This is a genomic window from Paraburkholderia graminis C4D1M (assembly GCF_000172415.1).
GTDB classification, from domain to species: Bacteria; Pseudomonadota; Gammaproteobacteria; order Burkholderiales; family Burkholderiaceae; genus Paraburkholderia; species Paraburkholderia graminis.
In genome coordinates this window covers 13,425-33,504 of sequence record NZ_ABLD01000031.1, presented here as the reverse complement: position 1 = coordinate 33,504, position 20,080 = coordinate 13,425, and the positions used below count along the sequence as shown (strand labels likewise).

Annotated in this window: 17 protein-coding genes and 1 pseudogene; 7 read left to right on the top strand and 11 right to left on the bottom strand. The window is 64.4% G+C overall.

Annotation, left to right across the window (positions count from 1 at the left end):
- Positions 1–35: 35 nt before the first annotated feature.
- The 4 genes and pseudogenes from BGRAMDRAFT_RS29545 to BGRAMDRAFT_RS29530 form a co-directional block, all read right to left on the bottom strand.
- Positions 36–1,268, bottom strand: coding sequence for a multifunctional CCA addition/repair protein (locus BGRAMDRAFT_RS29545; protein ID WP_006052569.1), 1,233 nt, complete (start codon positions 1,266–1,268; stop codon positions 36–38).
- Entirely contained in the window at positions 1,265–1,918 is a 654-nt protein-coding gene (locus tag BGRAMDRAFT_RS29540) for a glutathione S-transferase family protein (RefSeq protein ID WP_006052568.1), read from the bottom strand. Before BGRAMDRAFT_RS29540 ends, BGRAMDRAFT_RS29545 begins: the two co-directional genes overlap by 4 nt.
- Before the next feature lie 29 nt (positions 1,919–1,947).
- Positions 1,948–2,901 (bottom strand): annotated as a pseudogene (locus BGRAMDRAFT_RS29535) (complex I NDUFA9 subunit family protein).
- 87 nt (positions 2,902–2,988) lie between these two features.
- Positions 2,989–4,956: a lytic transglycosylase domain-containing protein gene (locus BGRAMDRAFT_RS29530; RefSeq protein ID WP_029970915.1), complete on the bottom strand. Its 1,968-nt coding sequence runs from the start codon at positions 4,954–4,956 to the stop codon at positions 2,989–2,991.
- Positions 4,957–4,976: 20 nt separating this feature from the next.
- Here BGRAMDRAFT_RS29530 and BGRAMDRAFT_RS29525 point away from each other — a divergent pair, with 20 nt between their 5' ends.
- On the top strand, positions 4,977–5,576 hold the full coding sequence (locus tag BGRAMDRAFT_RS29525) for a 5-formyltetrahydrofolate cyclo-ligase (RefSeq protein ID WP_006052564.1): 600 nt from the start codon (positions 4,977–4,979) through the stop codon (positions 5,574–5,576).
- Positions 5,577–5,674: 98 nt separating this feature from the next.
- Here BGRAMDRAFT_RS29525 and BGRAMDRAFT_RS29520 read toward each other — a convergent pair whose 3' ends face one another.
- Positions 5,675–6,187, bottom strand: a complete 513-nt coding sequence (locus BGRAMDRAFT_RS29520; protein WP_006052563.1) for a winged helix DNA-binding protein — start codon at positions 6,185–6,187, stop codon at positions 5,675–5,677.
- 214 nt (positions 6,188–6,401) lie between these two features.
- Here BGRAMDRAFT_RS29520 and pxpB point away from each other — a divergent pair, with 214 nt between their 5' ends.
- The 6 genes from pxpB (at position 6,402) to BGRAMDRAFT_RS29490 (ending at position 12,899) form a co-directional block, all read left to right on the top strand.
- Positions 6,402–7,055 carry a 5-oxoprolinase subunit PxpB gene (pxpB, locus tag BGRAMDRAFT_RS29515; RefSeq protein ID WP_006052562.1) on the top strand — a complete coding sequence of 218 codons (654 nt, stop codon included), beginning with the start codon at positions 6,402–6,404 and terminating at the stop codon, positions 7,053–7,055.
- Positions 7,052–8,104, top strand: coding sequence for a 5-oxoprolinase subunit C family protein (locus BGRAMDRAFT_RS29510; protein ID WP_006052561.1), 1,053 nt, complete (start codon positions 7,052–7,054; stop codon positions 8,102–8,104). Before pxpB ends, BGRAMDRAFT_RS29510 begins: the two co-directional genes overlap by 4 nt.
- A gap of 17 nt (positions 8,105–8,121) precedes the next feature.
- Positions 8,122–8,874, top strand: coding sequence for a 5-oxoprolinase subunit PxpA (gene pxpA / locus BGRAMDRAFT_RS29505; RefSeq protein WP_006052560.1), 753 nt, complete (start codon positions 8,122–8,124; stop codon positions 8,872–8,874).
- A 290-nt stretch (positions 8,875–9,164) separates the two neighbouring features.
- Positions 9,165–9,920: a DUF969 domain-containing protein gene (locus BGRAMDRAFT_RS29500; RefSeq protein ID WP_006052559.1), complete on the top strand. Its 756-nt coding sequence runs from the start codon at positions 9,165–9,167 to the stop codon at positions 9,918–9,920.
- On the top strand, positions 9,917–10,873 hold the full coding sequence (locus tag BGRAMDRAFT_RS29495; RefSeq protein ID WP_006052558.1) for a DUF979 domain-containing protein: 957 nt from the start codon (positions 9,917–9,919) through the stop codon (positions 10,871–10,873). Before BGRAMDRAFT_RS29500 ends, BGRAMDRAFT_RS29495 begins: the two co-directional genes overlap by 4 nt.
- A gap of 214 nt (positions 10,874–11,087) precedes the next feature.
- On the top strand, positions 11,088–12,899 hold the full coding sequence (locus tag BGRAMDRAFT_RS29490; protein WP_006052557.1) for a tetratricopeptide repeat protein: 1,812 nt from the start codon (positions 11,088–11,090) through the stop codon (positions 12,897–12,899).
- Positions 12,900–12,913: 14 nt separating this feature from the next.
- Here the strand turns inward: BGRAMDRAFT_RS29490 and BGRAMDRAFT_RS29485 are convergent, their stop codons facing one another.
- The 6 genes from BGRAMDRAFT_RS29485 to BGRAMDRAFT_RS29460 form a co-directional block, all read right to left on the bottom strand.
- On the bottom strand, positions 12,914–14,092 hold the full coding sequence (locus BGRAMDRAFT_RS29485; RefSeq protein WP_006052556.1) for a TraB/GumN family protein: 1,179 nt from the start codon (positions 14,090–14,092) through the stop codon (positions 12,914–12,916).
- Positions 14,085–15,104, bottom strand: a complete 1,020-nt coding sequence (locus tag BGRAMDRAFT_RS29480) for a peptide ABC transporter ATP-binding protein (RefSeq protein ID WP_006052555.1) — start codon at positions 15,102–15,104, stop codon at positions 14,085–14,087. The genes BGRAMDRAFT_RS29485 and BGRAMDRAFT_RS29480 overlap by 8 nt, the downstream gene beginning before the upstream one ends.
- Positions 15,101–16,108, bottom strand: a complete 1,008-nt coding sequence (locus BGRAMDRAFT_RS29475) for an ABC transporter ATP-binding protein (RefSeq protein ID WP_006052554.1) — start codon at positions 16,106–16,108, stop codon at positions 15,101–15,103. Before BGRAMDRAFT_RS29475 ends, BGRAMDRAFT_RS29480 begins: the two co-directional genes overlap by 4 nt.
- Positions 16,109–17,026: an ABC transporter permease subunit gene (locus BGRAMDRAFT_RS29470; protein WP_006052553.1), complete on the bottom strand. Its 918-nt coding sequence runs from the start codon at positions 17,024–17,026 to the stop codon at positions 16,109–16,111.
- Between the two features lie 86 nt (positions 17,027–17,112).
- Positions 17,113–18,123, bottom strand: a complete 1,011-nt coding sequence (locus tag BGRAMDRAFT_RS29465) for an ABC transporter permease subunit (protein WP_006052552.1) — start codon at positions 18,121–18,123, stop codon at positions 17,113–17,115.
- Between the two features lie 150 nt (positions 18,124–18,273).
- A complete protein-coding gene (locus tag BGRAMDRAFT_RS29460; protein ID WP_006052551.1) occupies positions 18,274–19,902 on the bottom strand; it encodes an ABC transporter substrate-binding protein in 1,629 nt (542 codons plus the stop codon).
- Positions 19,903–20,080: the final 178 nt, after the last annotated feature.

Sequence of the window (20,080 nt, the reverse complement as noted above, 5' to 3'; positions counted from 1 at the left end):
GCTGACAGGCAACGGCGACCCGTGCATCGAGCGTTTCACTCCAGCGCCGCGGCCACCGCCCGCACACGCTCCTGATGCACCGCGTCCTTGATGCCGGCCGGCGCATCGGCGAGTTGCTTCGCGACCGCACCCGCATCCACGCCGCGCGCCGCGACGAGCGCGACTCTCAAGCGCTCGGCCTGCGGATAGTCGCGCGCCTCGAAACCGAGCCGTCCGCGCGCGTCGGCTTCGCAAGCCTGCAAGGCTTCAGCGAAACGCGACGGCTTGCGAATCGCGTCGCTGCGCTCGAGCAGGCGCACGAGCGCAGCCGCGCCCATTTCCATCACGCGATGAATGTTGCCGTGCTCGCGCGCCACCAGCAATGCGAGATCGCGGCATTCGTTCGGCACGCGCAGGCGCTCGCACAGCGGCTTGAGCAGATCCACGCTGCGCCCTTCGTGGCCGAGATGCCGGGGCAGGATGTCTTCAGGCGTAGTGGCTTTGCCGAGGTCGTGCGTGAGCGCGGCGAACCGCACGGGCAGCGCATAACCCTGCTGCGCGGCGTGATCGAGCACCATCATGACGTGCACGCCCGTGTCGACCTCGGGGTGATAGTCGGCGCGCTGCGGCACGCCGAATAGCGCATCGATTTCCGGCAGAATGCGCGCCAACGCGCCGCACTCGCGCAGCACGTCGAACATGCGCGACGGCTTCTTTTCCATCAGACCACGCGACACCTCCTGCCACACGCGTTCGGCGACGAGCGCATCCACTTCGCCGTCGGCGACCATCTTGCGCATCAGCGCGAGCGTCTCGGGCGCGACGCTGAAATCGGCGAAACGCGCGGCAAAGCGCGCGATTCGCAGGATGCGCACGGGGTCTTCGAGAAACGCGTCGCTGACGTGGCGAAAAAGTTTCGCCTCGAGATCGCGCTGACCGCCGAACGGATCGATGACCGGCCCGGTCAGCTCGCCGTCGGGGCGCACTTCGCGTGCCATCGCGTTGATGGTGAGATCGCGGCGCGCGAGGTCTTCCTCGAGCGTCACGTCGGGCGCATAGAAAAACTGGAAGCCGTGATAACCGGCCGCGGTCTTGCGCTCGGTTCGCGCGAGCGCGTACTCCTCATGCGTCTGCGGATGCAGGAACACAGGAAAGTCCTTGCCCACCGGACGGTAACCCTGCGCGATCATCTGCTCGGGTGTCGCGCCGACCACCACGTAATCGCGGTCCTGCACCGGCACGCCCAGCAATTCGTCGCGAATCGCGCCGCCTACTGCATAGATATTCATGGGCATTCGTCTAGATACGCGATGGTGTGCGTCTCGCTCAACGCGTCGTCGATCCAGGCTTTCACTGCGGGCTGTGCGCTCAGCCGGCGAACATAAGCCAGCGACGTCTCGGACAACGGCGGCTGCCACGTCCTGAAGCGCATGGCCACCGGCGCATACATCGCGTCGGCAATGCTGAACTCGCCGAACAGGAACGGACCGCCATAGGTATCGAGGCAGTCACGCCAGATCGCCTCGATACGCGCGATGTCGGCCAGCACGCCCGGCGTCGCGTTCTTGCCGGCAAACGACGCGCGAATGTTCATCCACATATTCGAGCGCAGTTCGCCGAAGCCCGAATGCATCTCCGCGCTAACGCTGCGAGCATGCGCGCGCGCCGCCGCATCGCGCGGCCACAGCGCGTGCTGAGGAAAGCGCTCGGCGAGCGTTTCGGCGATGGCGAGCGAGTCCCACACGGCAAGACCCGCGTCGTCGATCAGACAGGGAATCTTGCCCGGACCGTTAGGCGCCTGCTCAAGCACCGCGGCATTGGTGCCGGGCTGATTCAGATGGATCAGCACTTCGTCGAATGCGATGCCGAAATGCCTGAACAGCAGCCACGGCCGCATCGACCATGACGAATAGTTCTTGTCACCAATAAGCAGCTTCATGCGGGTTCGTATGAGAAGTAGAGAAAAAGTCAGCGGCCCGCGCTCGCGCGGAACGTGTCGAAACGCGAACGTGCCGACGCGCCGGTCAGATACACCGGCGCGATCGTTTCGATGCTGGCCGGCTCCAGGCCCAGCTCGGGTGCGAGCGGGCGGCTTAGCACGTTGTCCTGTTTCATCGAATCGAGATTGTCGCGCGTGATGACCGGTTCGCCCGGCGCCAACTCGAACGTCATGGCCTGCATGCGCGCGAGCGCTTCGGGCAGACGGATGATGCTGGCATGCCGGCCGATCACGTCGCCGCAATATCTGACGAGCTCTTCGAGCGTATAGACGCTCGGGCCGCCGAGTTCGTAGGTCTTGCCGTTGGCCGCATCGAGGTCGAGCACGTTGACGATCGCCTTGGCGACATCGCCGACATAAACCGGCTGGAACTTCGCGTCCGGCATGGCGAGCGGAATCACCGGAAAGATGCGCTGCAAGAACGCGAACTTGTTGAGGAACTGGTCTTCCGCGCCGAACACGACGGAAGGCCGGAACACCGTCCACGCGAGATTCGCCGCGTGCACCGCTTTCTCGCCGTCGCCCTTCGAGCGCGCGTACATGCTCCGACCGTTCGAATCGGCGCCGAGCGCGCTCAAATGAATCAGCCGATGCACGCCCTTGCCTTCGCAAGCCGCCGCGATCTTGGTGGGCAATTCGACGTGCGCGCGCGCGAACTCGGGACCCTACGGCGTGCGGCGTTTGCCATGCAGCGTGCCGACGAGATTGATCACGCCGTCTGCGCCTTCGACAAAACGCGCGAGTTGGACCGGATCGAACACATCGGTTTCGATCACGTCGATGGGCAGCAGCGTGAGATGGCGCGCGTTGTAACGCCGCCGTGTGGCGATGCGCACGTCCTTGCCCATTTCAACGAGGGCGTTGACGAGATGGCTTCCGATAAACCCGGAACCGCCGATGATCGCAATGGCTTTATGTCGCATTTTCGACTCCCTGGTGGAAGCCGCGGCAACGGCTGGCGTGGCGCACCGCCGCCTCGCAATTGCAGCGAGGCAGCGGCGGCACGGCGCTTACGGTGCGATGTAACCCAGACGCGCCTTCAGCGATTGCGGACGGCCTTCGAACAATGCCGCGTAGTAGACCGTGTTGGACAACACATTCTTGACGTAGTCGCGCGTTTCCTGGAACGGAATCGCCTCGGCGAAGATCGCGCCTTCAACCGGGTGCTGCAACGTCTGCCGCCAGTTGCGCGGACGGCCCGGACCGGCGTTGTAACCCGCGGTGGCCAGCACGGCCGAACCGTCGAACTGATTGTAGATCATCGACAGGTAGTTGGTGCCGAGCAGAATGTTTGTATTGATGTCGTTCATCTGCTCGCGAGAAATCGGGCCGAGGCCGATCTTCTTCGCGACCAGTTGCGCGGTGGCGGGCATCAACTGCATCAGGCCGCTCGCGCCGACTTCGGAGCGCGCATTCATGATGAAGCGCGATTCCTGGCGGATCAGCCCGTAGGCCCATTCCACGTCCAGCCCGTTCGACTGCGCATCACGCTCGACAATGTCGCGGAACGGCGACAGATAGCGCAGCGAGAAGTCGTGTTCGGTTTTCGTGCGATCCGCCGTGTTCACCGCGCGGTCGTACAACTGGATACGGCGCGCGTATTCGGCGGCGGCCAGCAACTGACGGTCGCTCATGTTGCGCAGCGGCCAGTTCCATTCGCGATTGCCTTCGAGCCGCAGATTCAGCGCGTAGAAGCGCTGCGCGAGATCGAAGCCCGGCGTATTGCCGGCCTGCTGGATTTCGGAATCGGTGACTGAGGTTTTTGGCGGCACCGCGATCTTCTGGCCGAGTTCTTCCGCGGCGAGTTGGCCGTAGAAGTTAAAGCCCTGCGAGATCGACTCGAATTCCTGGTTAGCCGTGGTCGTGTCGCCCGCCTGCTTGAGCGCGCGGCCATGCCAGTAAGTCCACGAAGGCTGGTTGCGCAGCGCGGCCGGCATCTGTTCGATCGACCAGCGCACCATGTTCCAGTCTCCGGCGAGCAGCGCGGTGCGCGTGCGCCATTCGTAGGCGGGATTCGAGAGCGGCGCGTTGGCCGACAGCCGATACCAGTCCGCGGCGCTCGGCATCTGCTTGGCCGCCGCCTGATACGCAATCGTGCCCCAGCCGATGGCCCGCTCCGGCGAATTCAGCGAAGGCGCCACCGATGCAAACGTGGCCGCGGCCATGGCCGGATCGTTGCGCGCCATGCGCGTGATCGCGAGCAACGCGAGTTGATGCGATTGCGGATCGGCGCCGACGCCGCGCGCAAGCAGCAGCGGCGGCGTGCTGGTGGCCTGGCCGAACAGCACGGGATCGGGCGCCTGGCTGCCGAGCGCGTCGACGAGCTTGCTGCCGGTATTCGTGTAGTTCTGTTCGTAGGCGAGACGGATCTGCTGCCAGACGTCGTCGGTGCTGAACTGCTTGTTGACGCCGAGGATCGTGATCAGATCGACGCAGCCGTCGCCGTACCATTTCGGATCGACGAGCAGCGCGCGCGCCGCGTCCGCGACATTCTCGCCGCGCGACGCACGCGATTCGAGCGCGTAGCACTTCACCTGCGTGTCGTCGTTCAGCACGAAGCGCGCGTATTGCTGGTCGAAGTTGCGCCAGTCGTGGCGCGAGCCGAGCACCGTGAGGTAGTCGTTGCGCATGCGGTCGGCAATGGCCTGGCCGTCGTACTTCTGCAGGAACGCGAGCACCGGCGCGTCGGGTGCGTCGACGCGCGCGTGGCCGCCCGAATCGAAGAGCTGCGGCTTGATCTGGAAGTACTCCAGATAAGAAGGCGCCGGATAGCCCGGAATCATGCTCGCGAGCTGCGCCGCGCGCGCCGCGTCGTTATTGCGGGCAGCCTCGCGCAACTGGACGAAAATCTGGTCGTCGTTGGTGAGCTGCGAAATGGGAAGAGGCTTGACGGCTGACGCGGTGCTACATGCGACGAGAGCGGCTGCGGCAAGCGCCATACCGGCCGCGCGATATACTCGATAAAGACTTTTTGACATCGTTGTTTCTGGAGCGCGAATTGAACCCAAGCATAGCATGCAACCCTTCGGCGGAATCGAAAAAGACACTGCGCCGGACGCTATTGGAAACAAGGCTGCAAGCGGCTTCCGAGCCGGCTAACAACGCCGCGCTCGCGCGCCGCGTGCTCGACGCGCTGAAGCATTTCGACGTGCGAAGCGTCGGGTTTTACTGGCCGCTCGCGGGCGAATTCGATGCGCGCGCAGCGATCTCGATCTGGCTCGCGGGCGGCTCGGCGCGCGAGGCCAGTCTGCCGATCATCAGGGAACGCGGCGTGCCGCTCGAGTTTCACGCATGGTCGCCGGATACGCCGATGAAGATCGGCCATCACAAGATCGCTGAACCCGCGACCGAACGACTGGTGATTCCCGAGCTATTGCTCGTGCCCTGCGTGGGTTTCGATGCCGACGGCTACCGGCTCGGTTACGGCGGCGGCTATTACGACCGCACGCTCGCCGGCTGGCCCGGCGCGACGAAGCCGATCACGGTGGGCGTCGGATACGAGGCGTGCCGCACGGCGGCGCTCGAGCGCGAAGCTCACGACATTCCGCTCGATATGATCGTCACCGAAAGCGGGCTGCACGCGCGGGCCGCGGGTTAGGCGTTAGGCACAGCGAGAAATGGCTCGAGGCGCAGACAACAGCACGCACCCGTTCGAGCTTCGCTTACCTTCAACGACGACGCGCCGCCGCCTCGTCTTTATAACGACGCTGCCGCGCGCGCGGCCGTGTCGTACATGCCGGACGCATTGCGCATCAACTGCGCCGCCTCGCCGATCTGTTCGTTGGTGAGGCCGCTTTCCTTCAGCGTCGAAATCAGGCAGCTCTCGCGCACTTCGCGGTACTTCAGGCAGAGCGCGCGGCCCGCGTCGGTCGCGGAAAAAAACACTTCCTTGCCGGTCTTTTCGCTTTTTACATACCCTCTAGCTACGAGCTTCTTCAGCGCGTAGGTCGCAACGTGCGTGTCCTCGATGTTCAGCACGAAGCAGATGTCGGCCAGCTTCTTGCGTCGCTCGCGATGACTCACGTGATGCAGCAGCGAGACCTCGATGGCCGTCATGTCCTTTTCCCCGGCCGCCGACATGCAGCGCACCATCCATCGGTTGAATGCGTTGCCGGCCATGATGAGCGCGTACTCGAGCTCGGACAGCTCCGCGCTCGTGTCGGACACGAGATGTTCCGACGAGACGATCTTGGTGGGATGCCGCGACATGTGTGTTTCTCGGGAATCGGTGTGAAGAAGGGTCAAGAGTTGTCGGGAGTGTACGACGACGAGCGTGCGGCGGCGAGCCTGGCGAAAACTCTTATTGATAAATTGTTGATATTTTATTGACAATGTACGCTCCAGACATCGCGCAACGGTCCTGCCGCGTTTTTCCCGACGGTGCGCAATGCAGAACTCTTCGACTTCTCCGGGTCTTCAAGCCATGAGCCAACCCAAAATCTTTCCGCTCGGCGACGCCGCGCTGGTCTGCGAGGCGCCCCCGCCCGCGACGCTCGACTGCCAGCGTCGCGTGTGGGCGGCGGCCGAACTCGCGCGCGACTGGCCGCATGTGCTGGAAGTCGTGCCGGGCATGAACAACCTGACCCTGGTGTTCGATCCGCTGGAAGCCGATCGCGAGGCGCTCGCGGAGCGCTTGCAGCAAGCCTGGGACGCAGCCGGCCAGGCGCCGGCTGCGGGCCGCGACGTCGACATTCCGGTTCAGTACGGCGGCGAGTTCGGCCCCGATCTGGCCGCCGTCGCGAACCACACCGGGCTGAGCACGCGGGAAGTGATCGAGCGGCATTCGGGCGGTCAATACGTGGTGTTTTTCCTCGGCTTCCAGCCGGGCTTCGCCTACATGGGCGGCCTCGAAGCGGCGCTGCATACGCCGCGCCGCGCGTCGCCGCGGCTCGAGGTGCCGGCGGGTTCGGTCGGCATCGGCGGAGAGCAGACGGGCATTTATCCGGCGACGTCGCCTGGCGGCTGGCAGTTGATCGGCCGCACCGAACTGCCGCTCTTCGATCCCGCACGCCGCCCGCCCACGCTGTTGCAGCCGGGCGACCGGGTGCGCTTCACCATCGCGGGGATACACGCATGATCGACGTGATTCGCGCAGGTCTTTTGACCACCATTCAGGACCTCGGCCGTCACGGCTACCGGCATCTCGGCGTCGCGATGGGCGGGGCGCTCGACCGCTTGTCGCTGGAAGTCGGCAACCGGCTGGTCGGCAACCGGCCCGACGCGGCCGGCCTCGAAATCACCTTCGGCCCGACCGTGCTGCGTTTTCTTCGCGCGACGCGCGTCGCCATCACCGGGACGGAATTCGGCGCGACGCTCGACGGCAAGCCGGTCTACTCGTGGTGGAGTCTGCCGGTCAAAGCCGGGCAGGAACTCGTGCTGAACGCGGCGAAGCGCGGCATGCGCGGCTACGTGTGCATCGCGGGCGGCATCGACGTCTTGCCGATGCTCGGTTCGCGCAGCACGGACCTCACCGGCCGCTTCGGCGGCCTCGGCGGCCGGGCACTGCGCGACGGCGACCGCGTGCCGCTCGGCGCGCCGCCGCAGCGCGGCCAGGTCGGCTTCTCGCCGGAAGCGCCGGAATTCGGCGTGAAGGCGCCCGCGTGGTGCAAGTTCGTGCTCGTCGACGAACCGCTGCGGCGCGGCCGTCATCCGACGGGCGTGCCCTGGGCCGTGCCGATTCGCGTGCTGCGCGGCCCGGAATACGACAGCTTCGCCGACGAAGCGCACGAGTCGTTCTGGTCCGACGAGTGGCTCGTCACGCCGAACAGCAATCGCATGGGCTACCGGCTCGCCGGCAGCGAGCTAAAGCGCAAAGAGAAGGCCGATCTGCTGTCGCACGCGGTGCTGCCCGGCACGATCCAGGTGCCGCCGAACGGCCAGCCGATCGTGCTGATGAGCGATGCGCAGACGACCGGCGGCTATCCGAAGATCGGCGCGGTGATCCAGGCCGACTTGTGGAAGCTCGCGCAGGTGCGCCTGAACGCGGCCGTGCGCTTCATTCCGACGACACCCGATGAGGCGCGCCAGGCTCTGCTCGACGAGCGCACGTATTTGCGGCAGATCGACGCCGCTATCGCAATGCATGAAGAACGCTGTGCGCGGCAGATGGCCGTCGCGGCGCTGTAACCAGGCAGGGGAACACCATGGAAATCGATCTGAACGCCGATCTCGGCGAAGGCTGCGGCTCCGACGAGGCGCTGCTCGACCTCGTCAGCTCCGCGAATATCGCATGCGGCTGGCACGCGGGCGGCGCGAACGCGATGCGCGACTGCGTGCGCTGGGCGGTGCAAAAAGGCGTGTCGATCGGCGCGCATCCGAGCTTCAACGATCCGGAAAATTTCGGCCGCAAGGAAATGGATTTGCCGGCAAGCGAGATCTACGCGGGCGTGCTGTATCAGCTCGGCGCGCTGTCGGCAATCGCGCAGGCCGAGGGCGGGCGCATTGCGCACGTCAAGCCGCACGGCGCGCTGTATAACCAGGCCGCGCGCGATCCGAAGATCGCGGACGCGATCGTCTCGGCCGTGCATGACTTCGATCCGTCGGTCGCGGTGTTCGCGCTCGCCAACAGCGGGCTCGTGACGGCCGCGCGCAACGCGGGGCTGACCGCCATCGAAGAAGTCTTCGCCGATCGCGGCTATCGCGCCGACGGCTCGCTGGTGCCGCGCAAGGAGCCGGGCGCGCTGCTCGACGACGAAGACGAAGTGCTCGAACGCACGCTCGCGATGGTGCGCGAACAGCGGGTGCGCGCCGTCGACGGCCAATGGGTGCCGCTCAACGCGCAAACCATTTGCCTGCACGGCGACGGTCCGCATGCGCTCGCGTTTGCGCGGCGCATTCGCACTGCGCTCGAGCAGGCCGGCATCGAAGTGCACGCGGCCGGCGCGGCAAGCGTCTGAAGCCGGCGCGAACGCTTTTTTATGACGCATTGAAGACTTTCTCCAACGCCCCGCTTTAAGCGGGGCGTTCGCCAGATACGGGACGATTCGATGAATCGTTGCCCGTATCGGCGGCGGATTCTCGCAGCAGATGAAGTTGCAAATGAAGTTGCAAGCGCAGTTGCAGTTGAAGTCGCAGTACGCAGCAACGCGGCCGCCAAGAGCCGCGCAAAACACGGCGCGGGGTCGCCCGCGCCGGCTCATGTTAGCCGCCACAAGCGGCAAGGTTGAAAACCTGTTTGGAGATCCAGATGCAGACAACAGTCAGTTTATGGCCGCTGATCGGCGTGGCCGTCATCATCGTTGGCTTTTTATTGCGGTTCAATCCGATGCTGATCGTGGCGGTCGCCGCGATCATCACCGGCCTGGCCGCGCACTTCCCGCCAGAGAAAATCCTCGCCGAAATCGGCACGGGATTCATCAAGACGCGCAACATTCCGTTGATCATTCTGCTGCCGCTCGCGGTGATCGGGCTGCTCGAACGGCACGGCCTGCGCGAGCGCGCGCAGACGTGGATCAGCGGCATCAAGGCCGCCACGGCCGGGCGTCTTCTGATCGTCTATCTGCTCGTGCGCGAGCTCACCGCGGCGGTCGGCCTGACGGGTCTCGGCGGACATCCGCAGATGGTGCGTCCGCTCATCGCGCCGATGGCCGAAGGCGCGACCGAAACGCGCTTCGGCAAGATCAGCGACGCGGTGCGCTTCAAGCTGCGCGCGTTCTCGGCGGCAACGGACAACGTCGGCCTGTTCTTCGGCGAGGACATTTTCGTCGCGTTCGGCGCGATCGTGCTGATGACCACGTTCCTCAAAGAAGCCGGCATCATCGTCGAGCCGATTCATGTTGCGGTGTGGGGCATTCCGACCGCGATCTGCGCGTTCCTCATTCACGGCTTCCGCCTGTATCTGCTCGACCGCAAGCTCGACCGCGAATTGCGTGGCAACGCGAATGCGGGCAACACCGCAGCGCCGGCTCAACGTGCTCAACCGGCTGCAGGAGACAAAGCATGACGCTCACGATTACCTATCTGTTCTGGCTGCTGGGCGTGGTGCTGCTGATCATCGGCGGCATGATCGTTACCGACAAGGAACACCCGCGCCGCCTCACGGCCGGCGGTTTCTGGATTCTCTACGCGCTGATCTTTCTGATCGGCGACAAGCTGCCGCCCGCCGTGGTCGGCGTCGCGGTGATCGCGATGGCGCTGATTGCCGGCTTTGGCGGCGTCACCGCCGGCAAAGCGCGCGTGCTGTCGCTCGAAGCGCGCAAGGCAAGCGCCGCGCGTCTTCGCAACAAGCTGTTCGTGCCCGCGCTGACGATTCCGGTGATCACCGTGATCGTCACGTTGTCGGCGAGCCACCTCGTGTTCGGCGGGCTGCCGCTGATCGAAAAGGCCAACGTCACGTTGATCGGCTTCGGCATCGGCTGCGTGATCGCGCTCGCCATTGCCTGCGTGCTGACGCGCGACACGGTCGGCCAGTCGATGAAGGAAGCGCGCCGCCTCGTCGACGCGCTCTCGTGGGCCGCGGTGCTGCCGCAAATGCTCGGCATGCTCGGCCTCGTGTTCTCCGATGCGGGTGTCGGCAAGGCCGTCGCGCACGTGACGACTGCGTACATCAGCCTCGATTACCGCTTCATCGCGGTGGCCGTGTACTGCATCGGCATGGCACTCTTCACGATGGTCATGGGCAACGGCTTCGCCGCGTTCCCGGTGATGACGGGCGGCGTCGGCGTGCCGATTCTGGTCGGCGTGTTCCACGGCAATCCGGCCGTGATGGTGGCGATCGGCATGTTCTCGGGCTACTGCGGCACGCTGATGACGCCGATGGCCGCGAACTTCAACATGGTGCCGGCCGCGCTGCTCGAACTGCCGGACAAGAACGCGGTGATCAAAGTGCAGATTCCGACTGCGCTGACCCTGCTGGTCGTGAACATCTTCCTGCTCAATTTCCTGATGTTCATGTAGAAGATTGCACCGGGAATGAAGCCGGTTCCGATGTGCCACGCGAGTTTCGGTGGCACATCGGCGAAGCACCTAAAAAGAGGAAAAGCCTGCAACGGAAATGGGATGCGTCCGAACGTCGGCGCCATCAGCGCGCCCCTAAGATGCTGGACGATCTCCTATCCACACGCGCGGGCGCGTAGAGCGCGCGCCGCCGTGGCTTTTCCCGCAGGTGTTCATGGAACCTCAATCCAAGCGCCCCGGCGGGCGCACCGCGTCGCCATCGTCTTCACCGGCGTCGGGCGTCGACTCGCTCGTGAATGCCGCGCTCGACGCGCATCAGGCCGGCCGGCTCGACACGGCCGATTCGATCTACCGCGAAGTCCTCGCAATCGATCCAGCGAATGCCCGCGCCTTGCATTACTTCGGCGTACTGCACTATCAGCGCGGACAGCACGCAGACGCCGCCACGCTGATGAGCCACGCGCTCAAGCACGATCGTCACAACGCCGCCTGCTGGAGCAACCGCGGTCTTGCCGCCGCCGCGCTCGGCTATCTTGACGAAGCCACCATCTGCTACGACCAGGCGCTGCAACTCCAGCCCGATTTCGCCGACGCGCGCAATAACTTCGGCGTCGCGTTGCAGGCGCAAGGCGCGTTGAACGAAGCGGTCGAACAATACCGGCTGGCAATCGCATCGAACCCGGCGTTTGTCGACGCGCATCTGAACCTTGGCACGGCGCTCGGCAAGCTCGGCAATTTCACGGAAGCACTCGCGTGTTATCGCGACGCCTTGCAGCTCGATGCGAACTCGGCGGAAGCGCACTTCAACGCGGGCAATGCGCATAACGCGCTCGGCGAGCACGAGGCGGCGGTTGCCAGTTTCGAACGCGCGCTCGCGCTGCGGCCGGATTACGCCGAAGCGCACATCAATCTGGGCAGCGCGATCGGCAAGCGCGGCGACTATGCGGGCGCGGAGTCGCACTATCGGCGCGCGGTTGCGCTGAACCCGAATCCGACCAACCTCGTGTGCCTGGGCGGCTCGCTCGGCGCACAAGGACGGCTCGACGAAGAAGAGACGTTCTATCGCGACGCGCTCGCGCGCGATCCGGACTACGCCGACGCGCATCAGAACCTGGCGTGGCTGCTGCTCAAGCGCGGCGATTACAAGCAAGGCTGGGCTGAGTTCGCGCTGCGCTGGCGCAAGAGCGATTACGACGCGCTGGCATTGCCGGGCGTGGCGGAATGGCGCGGCGAACCACTGGAGGGACGGCGTTTGCTGATCGTCGGCGAACAGGGTTTTGGCGATCACTTCCAGTTCCTGCGCTACGCGCGCGTGCTGCACGAACGCGGCGCGACCGTGGACGTGTGCGTGCGCGAGCCGTTGCTGCGGCTCGTTCAACGCGTGCCGGGCATGCATCGCGCGTTCGCCGGCAAAGCGGATGCCGAATACGACTTCTGGGTGCCGATGATGAGCGTGCCGTCGTGCGTCGGCACCGAGCTTTCCAGCATCCCGGCGCAAATACCGTATCTATTCGCCGACAACGCGAAGGTGGACGCCTGGCGCAAGAAACTGCAGACAAGCGGCAAGACGAAGCGCAAGGTCGGCCTCGTGTGGGCGGGCAGCCCCGTGTTCGGCAACGACCGCTATCGCTCGATGGCGCTTGCCGATCTGCATACGCTGGCCGACGTCGCGAAGGTGAGCTGGTATCCGCTGCAAAAAGGTCCGGCGCACGCACAACTGGCCGAGGCACCCGAGGCATTCCGCGCGCACGATTTCAGCGGCGAACTGAATGACTTCGAAGACACGGCAGCGCTCATCATGAACCTGGATCTGGTGATCGCCGTCGATACCGGCGTCGCGCATCTGGCCGGCGCGCTCGGCAAGCCGGTGTGGCTGCTGCTGCCGGCCAATTCGGATTGGCGTTGGCTCGAAGCGCGCAGCGACTCGCCGTGGTATCCGCGCATGCGGCTCTTCAGGCAGCAGGTGTTGGGCGATTGGGCGGGCGTGGTGAGAGAAGTGGTCAGCGCATTAAAGACGGGTAGATAACGGCTCGGCTGTTCTTATCCTGCCTCGACCGCGAAGCCATGCTGCCGCAGCAATTGCAGCACGCCTTTGCGTCCGCCAAGATGCAACGCGCCGATCGCCACGAATACAGGCTTGTTGGGCGCGGCGATCAGCAGCATCCGCGAGACGAAGCGCCGGTTGCGCGCGTAGACGATTCTTTCGTCGATCGAATTCGACACGCGCTTGTCGCGCGCGAGCTTTTCCGTTTTCGCGGCCTCCCACGCGGCGATTGCATCCGCATCGCCGACGCGCCACAGGCGGTGCAACGTGCGCACGTCCTCGACGTTTTGCGCGGGTGTTTGCACCAGATCCTGCGCGAGCATCTCGCGTTGTTGCGCGAGCGTGAGTCCGGTGAACGCGCGCATCTGCTGCGGCAAGGTTTCGAGCCCGACAATCTTGCCGCGTGTGCGCAGATAAACATTTTGCAGTTGCGCCTCGGTGCCGTATTCGGTCTGCAAACCGGCGCTGAGCGAGTCGTAGGTTTCCACCAGGAGCGACGCGAGCCACGGCCGCATCTTCTTGATCTCATCGAGCGCCGCGGGATTGCCGCGCAGACGAAACGCGAGCTTGCGCCACAGCGGCTCGGGCAAGAGACCCGGCAGACAGTCGCGGCGGCATACGCCGTATTTCGACACGTCGTCTTGCGAAACCAGCAACTCGTCGGGCGAGAGTTCCAGCGCGAGCGTCGGCGAGGCCGCCAGTGCGCCCATGATCGGCGGACGAAACGGCTGAGCCGCGGGGTAATCGGCGGGATCGCCGACATGCAGCGTGCCGAGCACGTAGACCGTGGTCGTGCCGCGCGTCGCGACGTAGAACGGCATGCGCGCCGGTTGCAAACGTACCGGACCGCTCGTGCTCGTGCCCGGCGTCGCCGGCGGCGGATTGAAGCCCGGCAGCGCGGCGCGTGGCGGCGCCGGCGAATGCGGAGCCGGCGAATGCGGCAGCGGCACCGTGGGGCGCGCAGCCTTGGCGTTGGCGTCGGCGGAAACCGTTGGGGTATTGGCCGCGGCGCCCGCGGCATACGCCATGCGGGGCAGGCCGACGCCGAAACAGAAAACGCCGACGAGCGCGGCACCGGTCAGTGCACGCGCCCGCAAGCGTCGCGTGAAGGCAGCGCGGCGGCCGCCATCACGCGAGCGGCGCGCAAGACGACGCGCCGCCAGCGCATCAGGCATCCACGTCCCCCACCTCCTCGGCGCGGTGACACGACACCAGACGGCCATCCACTTCACGCAGCTTCGGCTCCTCGCTGCGGCAGCGGTCGATCACATACGGGCAGCGCAGATGGAACGTGCAACCCGACGGCGGATTCAGCGGCGAAGGCATTTCGCCTTGCAGCTTGATCTTGATCGTGCGATCCGCCTCGAAGATCGACGGCGTGGCCGACATCAACGCCCGCGTGTACGGATGCCGCGGCTTCGAGAAAATGCGCTTCTTATCGCCGAGTTCCGCGATGCCGCCGAAGTACATCACCATCACATCGTCGGCGATATGCTCGACCACTGACAGATTGTGCGAGATGAACACGTAGCTGGTGTTGAACTGCTGCTGCAGATCCATGAACAGATTCAGAATCTGAGCCTGGATCGACACGTCAAGAGCCGACACCGGTTCATCGGCGACCACGATTTGCGGATCGAGAATCATCGCGCGCGCAATCGCCACACGCTGACGCTGACCGCCCGAGAACATATGCGGATAACGCTTCGCGTGTTCGGGGCGCAGGCCGACGGTGCGCATCATTTGCGCGATGCGTTCGGCGCGTTCCGTCGCGCTCAGTTGCGTGTTGATGGCGAGCGGTTCACCGAGCGTCTGCTCGACGGTCTTGCGCGGATTCAGCGACGCAAACGGATTCTGGAACACCATCTGCACGCGCCGCCGCAGCGCGGCGATTTTCGCGTGATCGGCGCCGGCCACATCTTCGCCGTCGATCAGCAAGCGGCCCGCGCTAGGCGATTCGATCATGGTGAGCTGGCGCGCAAGCGTCGACTTGCCGCAGCCGGATTCGCCGACCACGGCAAGCGTCTTGCCGCGCTCGAGCGCAAACGACACGCCGTTGAGCGCCTTCACCGTGCCCGTCGCGAACATGCCGCGCTTGACCGTGTAGTAACGCGCGAGCTTGTCGGCAACCAGCACGTGATCGCCCGCATGGTCCGACTGGCGCCGCGTTTCGGGTACTGCATTCATCGTGCGCCTCCATGTGTGTGAACGTTCGCGTCGCCGACCAGATTCAGCGGCTTGATGCAGCGCACGCGCGCCACTGCCGCGTGACCTTGCATGGCCTCCAGCGGTGGTCGCGCCTTGTTGCAGTCGTCCACCATGTACTTGCAGCGCGGCGCGAAGAGACATCCTTTCGGACGATCGTCGCGGCCCGGCACCATGCCCGGCAAAGCAGCGAGCCGCACTGCGCCCACGTTGTGCTCGGGAATCGCGGCCAGCAATGCTTCCGTATACGGATGATGAGGCGCGGCGAAAATGTCCGGCACCTTGTTGGTTTCGATCACTTCGCCAGCGTACATGACCGCGACGCGCTGCGCGACCTCCGACACCACCGCGAGATCGTGCGAGATCAGCACGAGCGCCATGCCGCGCTCCTTCTGCAAGCGCATCAGCAGTTCCATGATCTGCGCCTGGATCGTGACGTCGAGCGCGGTGGTCGGCTCGTCGGCGATCAGCAGCTTCGGGTTGCAGGCAATCGCCATCGCGATCATCACGCGCTGGTTCATGCCGCCCGACATCTGATGCGGAAACGACGTGATGCGATTCTTCGCGTCCGGAATGCCGACCTGATCGAGCAGTTCGAGCGCGCGTTTGTCGAGCGCGCTGCCACGCAGGCCTTCGTGCAGCTTCAGCACTTCCTTGATCTGGTAGCCGACCGTGTAGCTCGGGTTCAGACTCGTGAGCGCGTCCTGGAACACCATCGCGATGTCCTTGCCGATGATCTTGCGGCGTTCCTTCGCCGATGCCTTCAGCAGATCGCGTCCGTTGAACGTGATTTCATCCGCGGTGACTTTGCCCGGCGCGTCGATCAGGCCCATCAGCGCCATCATCGTGACGCTTTTGCCCGAGCCCGATTCGCCGACGACCCCCAGCACTTCGCCCGGCGCGACGTCGAGATTGATACGGTCGACAGCGGGCAAGCCGTTGAAGTTCACCGCCAGATTGCGGATGGTCAGTAGGTTATTGCTCATTTATGCCATCCGTTTTAGTTTCGGATCGAGTGCGTCGCGCAGCCCGTCGCCGAGCAGATTGATCGCGAGCACCGAGATCAGGATGGACAAACCAGGCATCGTGACGATCCACCATGCACTGTCGATGTAATCGCGCGCCGAGGCCAGCATCGCGCCCCACTCCGCCGATGGCGGTTGCACGCCGAGCCCGAGAAAACCGAGCGCGGCCGCATCGAGAATCGCCGACGAAAAACCGAGCGTGGCCTGCACGATCAGCGGTGCGGTGCAGTTCGGCAGCACTTGCGAAAACATCAGGCGCAAGGTGCCGGCGCCCGCCACACGCGAAGCCGTCACGTATTCCTTCTGCAACTCGCCTTGCGCAGACGCGCGCGTCAAACGCACATAGCCCGGCAACGCGACGATCGCGATCGCGAGCATCGTATTGACGAGACCCGGACCGATGATCGCGACGACCGCCACCGCGAGCAGCAGCGACGGCAGCGCGAGCAGCACGTCCATGATGCGCATGATCGGCGTGTCGGCCCACTTGTCGAAGAACGCCGCGATGAGGCCGAGCACGATGCCCGGAATCAATGCAAGCACGACCGACACGAAGCCGATCCAGAACGACAGCCGCGCGCCGTACATGAGACGCGAGAGGATGTCGCGGCCGGCTTCGTCGGTGCCGAGAACGAAGCGCCAGTTGCCGCCTTCGAGCCACGCGGGCGGAATCTTCACGAAGTCGCGGTACTGTTCGATCGGGCTATGCGGCGCGAGAAGCGGCGCGAAAATCGCCACGACGATCAGCAGCAACACGATGATGCCCGCGCCAACCGCGCCGCGATTACGCGAGAAATTCGCCCAGAATTCGCGGGCGGCGATAGCGCGGCCGCTGGGCGGAGTTACTGCTGTGGGAACTGTGTTTTGGATGTCTGCCATCGTCATGCCTCCCGCGGAGCCGCCTCAAGGGAGGCATGCGCCCCCTCGGGGGGCAGCGAACGAATGTGAGCGTGGGGGTTCATGTCTTACCTCGTATGGCGGATGCGCGGGTTGAGCACGCCGTACAACAGATCGACGACGAGGTTCACAAAGATAACCAGTGTGGCGATCATCAGGATACCGCCCTGCACGACCGGATAATCGCGGCGGCCAATCGCGTCGATCAGCCACTTACCGATGCCCGGCCACGAAAACAGCGTCTCCGTCAGCACCGCGCCCGCAAGCAGCGTACCGACCTGCAGACCGATCACGGTCACCACCGGGATCAACGCATTGCGCAATGCATGAACCACGATCACGCGCCCAGGCGACAAACCCTTCGCGCGCGCCGTGCGAATGTAGTCCTCGCGCAGCACTTCGAGCATCGACGAACGCGTCATGCGTGCAACGACCGCGAGCGGAATCGTGCCGAGCACGATGGCCGGCAAAATCAGATGGCTCAATGCGGACTTGAACGCGCCTTCGTCGGTGGACATCATCGCGTCGATCAGCATGAAGCCGGTCACGTGCGGAATGTCGTATTCGACCGCGATGCGGCCCGACACAGGCGTCCAGCCGAGCTTCACCGAGAACACCATGATGAGGATCAAGCCCCACCAGAAGATCGGCATCGAATAGCCGGTGAGCGCCGTGCCCATCACGCCGTGATCGACCGCCGTGCCGCGCCTGAGCGCAGCGAACACGCCCGCCGGCAGGCCGACTATCAGCGCGAACAGCATCGCGCAGATCGACAGTTCGACGGTCGCGGGGAAACGGGCGAGGAATTCGCCCATGACGCTGGTGTTCGTGATGATGGATGTGCCGAGGTCGCCGTGAAGCGCGCGTCCGATGTAGTGGACGTACTGCATCGGCAGAGGTTCGTCGAGTCCTAGCCGGTGCATCGCTGCGGCGTGCATGGCCGGATCGACGCCGCGCTCGCCCATCATCACTTCGATGGGATCGCCCGGTATCAGGTGAATCAGCGCGAATGCAAGGATCGTGATGCCGATGAACGTCGGTATCACCATGCCTATGCGGCGCAAAACAAAGCGGAACATGGTTCGTCCCTATGGTCTTGATGAAGAAAAAACGCAACCGGCGACGAGGGCTCGTGACCCCGGTCGCCGGACCATTTCGACCAGTTTTCTAACCGTGCGAAAAGCGTACTGCGCGAATTTTACGACTTGCCCGACAGGTTGGCGGGCGCCTTACTTGACGCTCACGCCGTCGAAGCGCGCATAGCCGAGCGGCTCGATGCGCATGTCGTTCACCTTCTTGCTGACAGGCTGATAGACCGTCGAGTGAGCGATCGGCGAGAACGGCAGTTGTTGCGCGAAGATTTCCTGCGCCTTCGTGTAGGCCGCCGTGCGCGCGCCCTGATCGGACGTTGCGCGGCCCTTCTGGATCAACTCTTCGAAAGGCTTGTGGCACCACTTCGAGAAGTTGTTGCCGTTCACCGCGTCGCAGCCGAGCAGCGTGCCGAGCCAGTTGTCCGGATCGCCATTGTCGCCCGTCCAGCCGATCAGCATGGTGTCGTCCTCACCTGCGTGCGCGCGCTTGATGTACTCGCCCCACTCGTAGGTGACGATCTTCGCCTTCACGCCGATCTTGGCCCAGTCGGCCTGGATCATTTCCGCCATCAGGCGGGCGTTCGGGTTGTACGCGCGTTGCACGGGCATGGCCCACAACGTGATGTCGAAGCCGTTCGGATAGCCGGCCTTCGCGAGCAGCGCCTTGGCCTTGTCCGCATCGTACGATGCGCCCTTCAGGTTCTTGTCATAGGACCATTGCGTCGGCGGCATCGGATTCGTGGCGGCCTGGCCTGCGCCCTGGTACACGGAGTCGATGATCGCCTTCTTGTTGATCGCCATGTCGAGCGCCTGACGCACTTCGACCTTGTCGACCGGCTTGTGCGTCACGTTGTACGCGAGATAGCCGAGGTTGAAGCCCGGCTGCGACGGCATCGCAAGGCTCGATTCAGCCTTCAGCGGCGCGATGTCGGCGGGACGCGGATAGCTCATCACCTGGCATTCGTCGCGCTTGAGCTTCTGCACGCGCACACCGGCGTCCGGCGTGATCGAGAAGATCAGCTTCGAGATCTTGACCGCGTTCGGCTTCCAGTAATCCGGATTGCCGTCGAAGCGGATCGTCGCGTCTTTCGTATAGCTGCGGAAGATGAACGGACCGGTGCCGACCGGGAACTGGTTGATGTCCGCGGCCTTGCCGGCCTTCAGCAACTGGTCGCCATATTCGGCCGAGAGAATCGACGCGTATTCCATCGCCATGTTCTGGATGAACGGCGCGTTGACTTCCTTCAGCGTGAACTTGACCGTGTACGGATCGACCTTCTCGACCTTCGTGATCAGCTTGTCGAGGCCCATGTCCGTGAAGTACGGAAACTGCACGGAGTAGGCCTTGCGGAACGGCTGATTGGTGTCGAGCATGCGCTCGAACGTGAACAGGACGTCGTCCGCGTTGAATTCGCGCGTCGGCTTGAAGAACGACGTGGTCTGGAACTTCACGCCGTGACGCAGATGGAACGTGTACGTCTTGCCGTCCGCGGAGACATCCCACTTTTCGGCGAGGCCCGGCTCGACCTTCGTGCCGCCGCGCTCGAATTCGACGAGGCGGTTATAGACGGTGAACGTATTGGCCGTGAAATCGGTGCCCGTGGTGTACTGGGCCGGATCGAAACCCGCGGGGCTGCCTTCTGAGCAGTAGACGAGTGTCTTGTTCGGAATCTCGGCGCGCGCGCTGTTTGCGCCCACCAGCGATGCCGCTGCAGCTGCGACGAGCGTCGTAACACGCGCGGCGCGCAACAGATTGTTTTGCTTCATGTTTCCTCCAGGTTCGGGGCTGGCTGACGCCAGCGTAGCGCGATATTACTGAGCTTTCCCCGGTGTCACAAGCAGAGGAAATTATCGGCGATGCCGCCGCTGGCGCGCCCCGGCGGATATTTGCAGCGCTCTTTCGAATGACTTTCAGAGTAGGTGATTGGGGCGGTTTTGGGGGAAT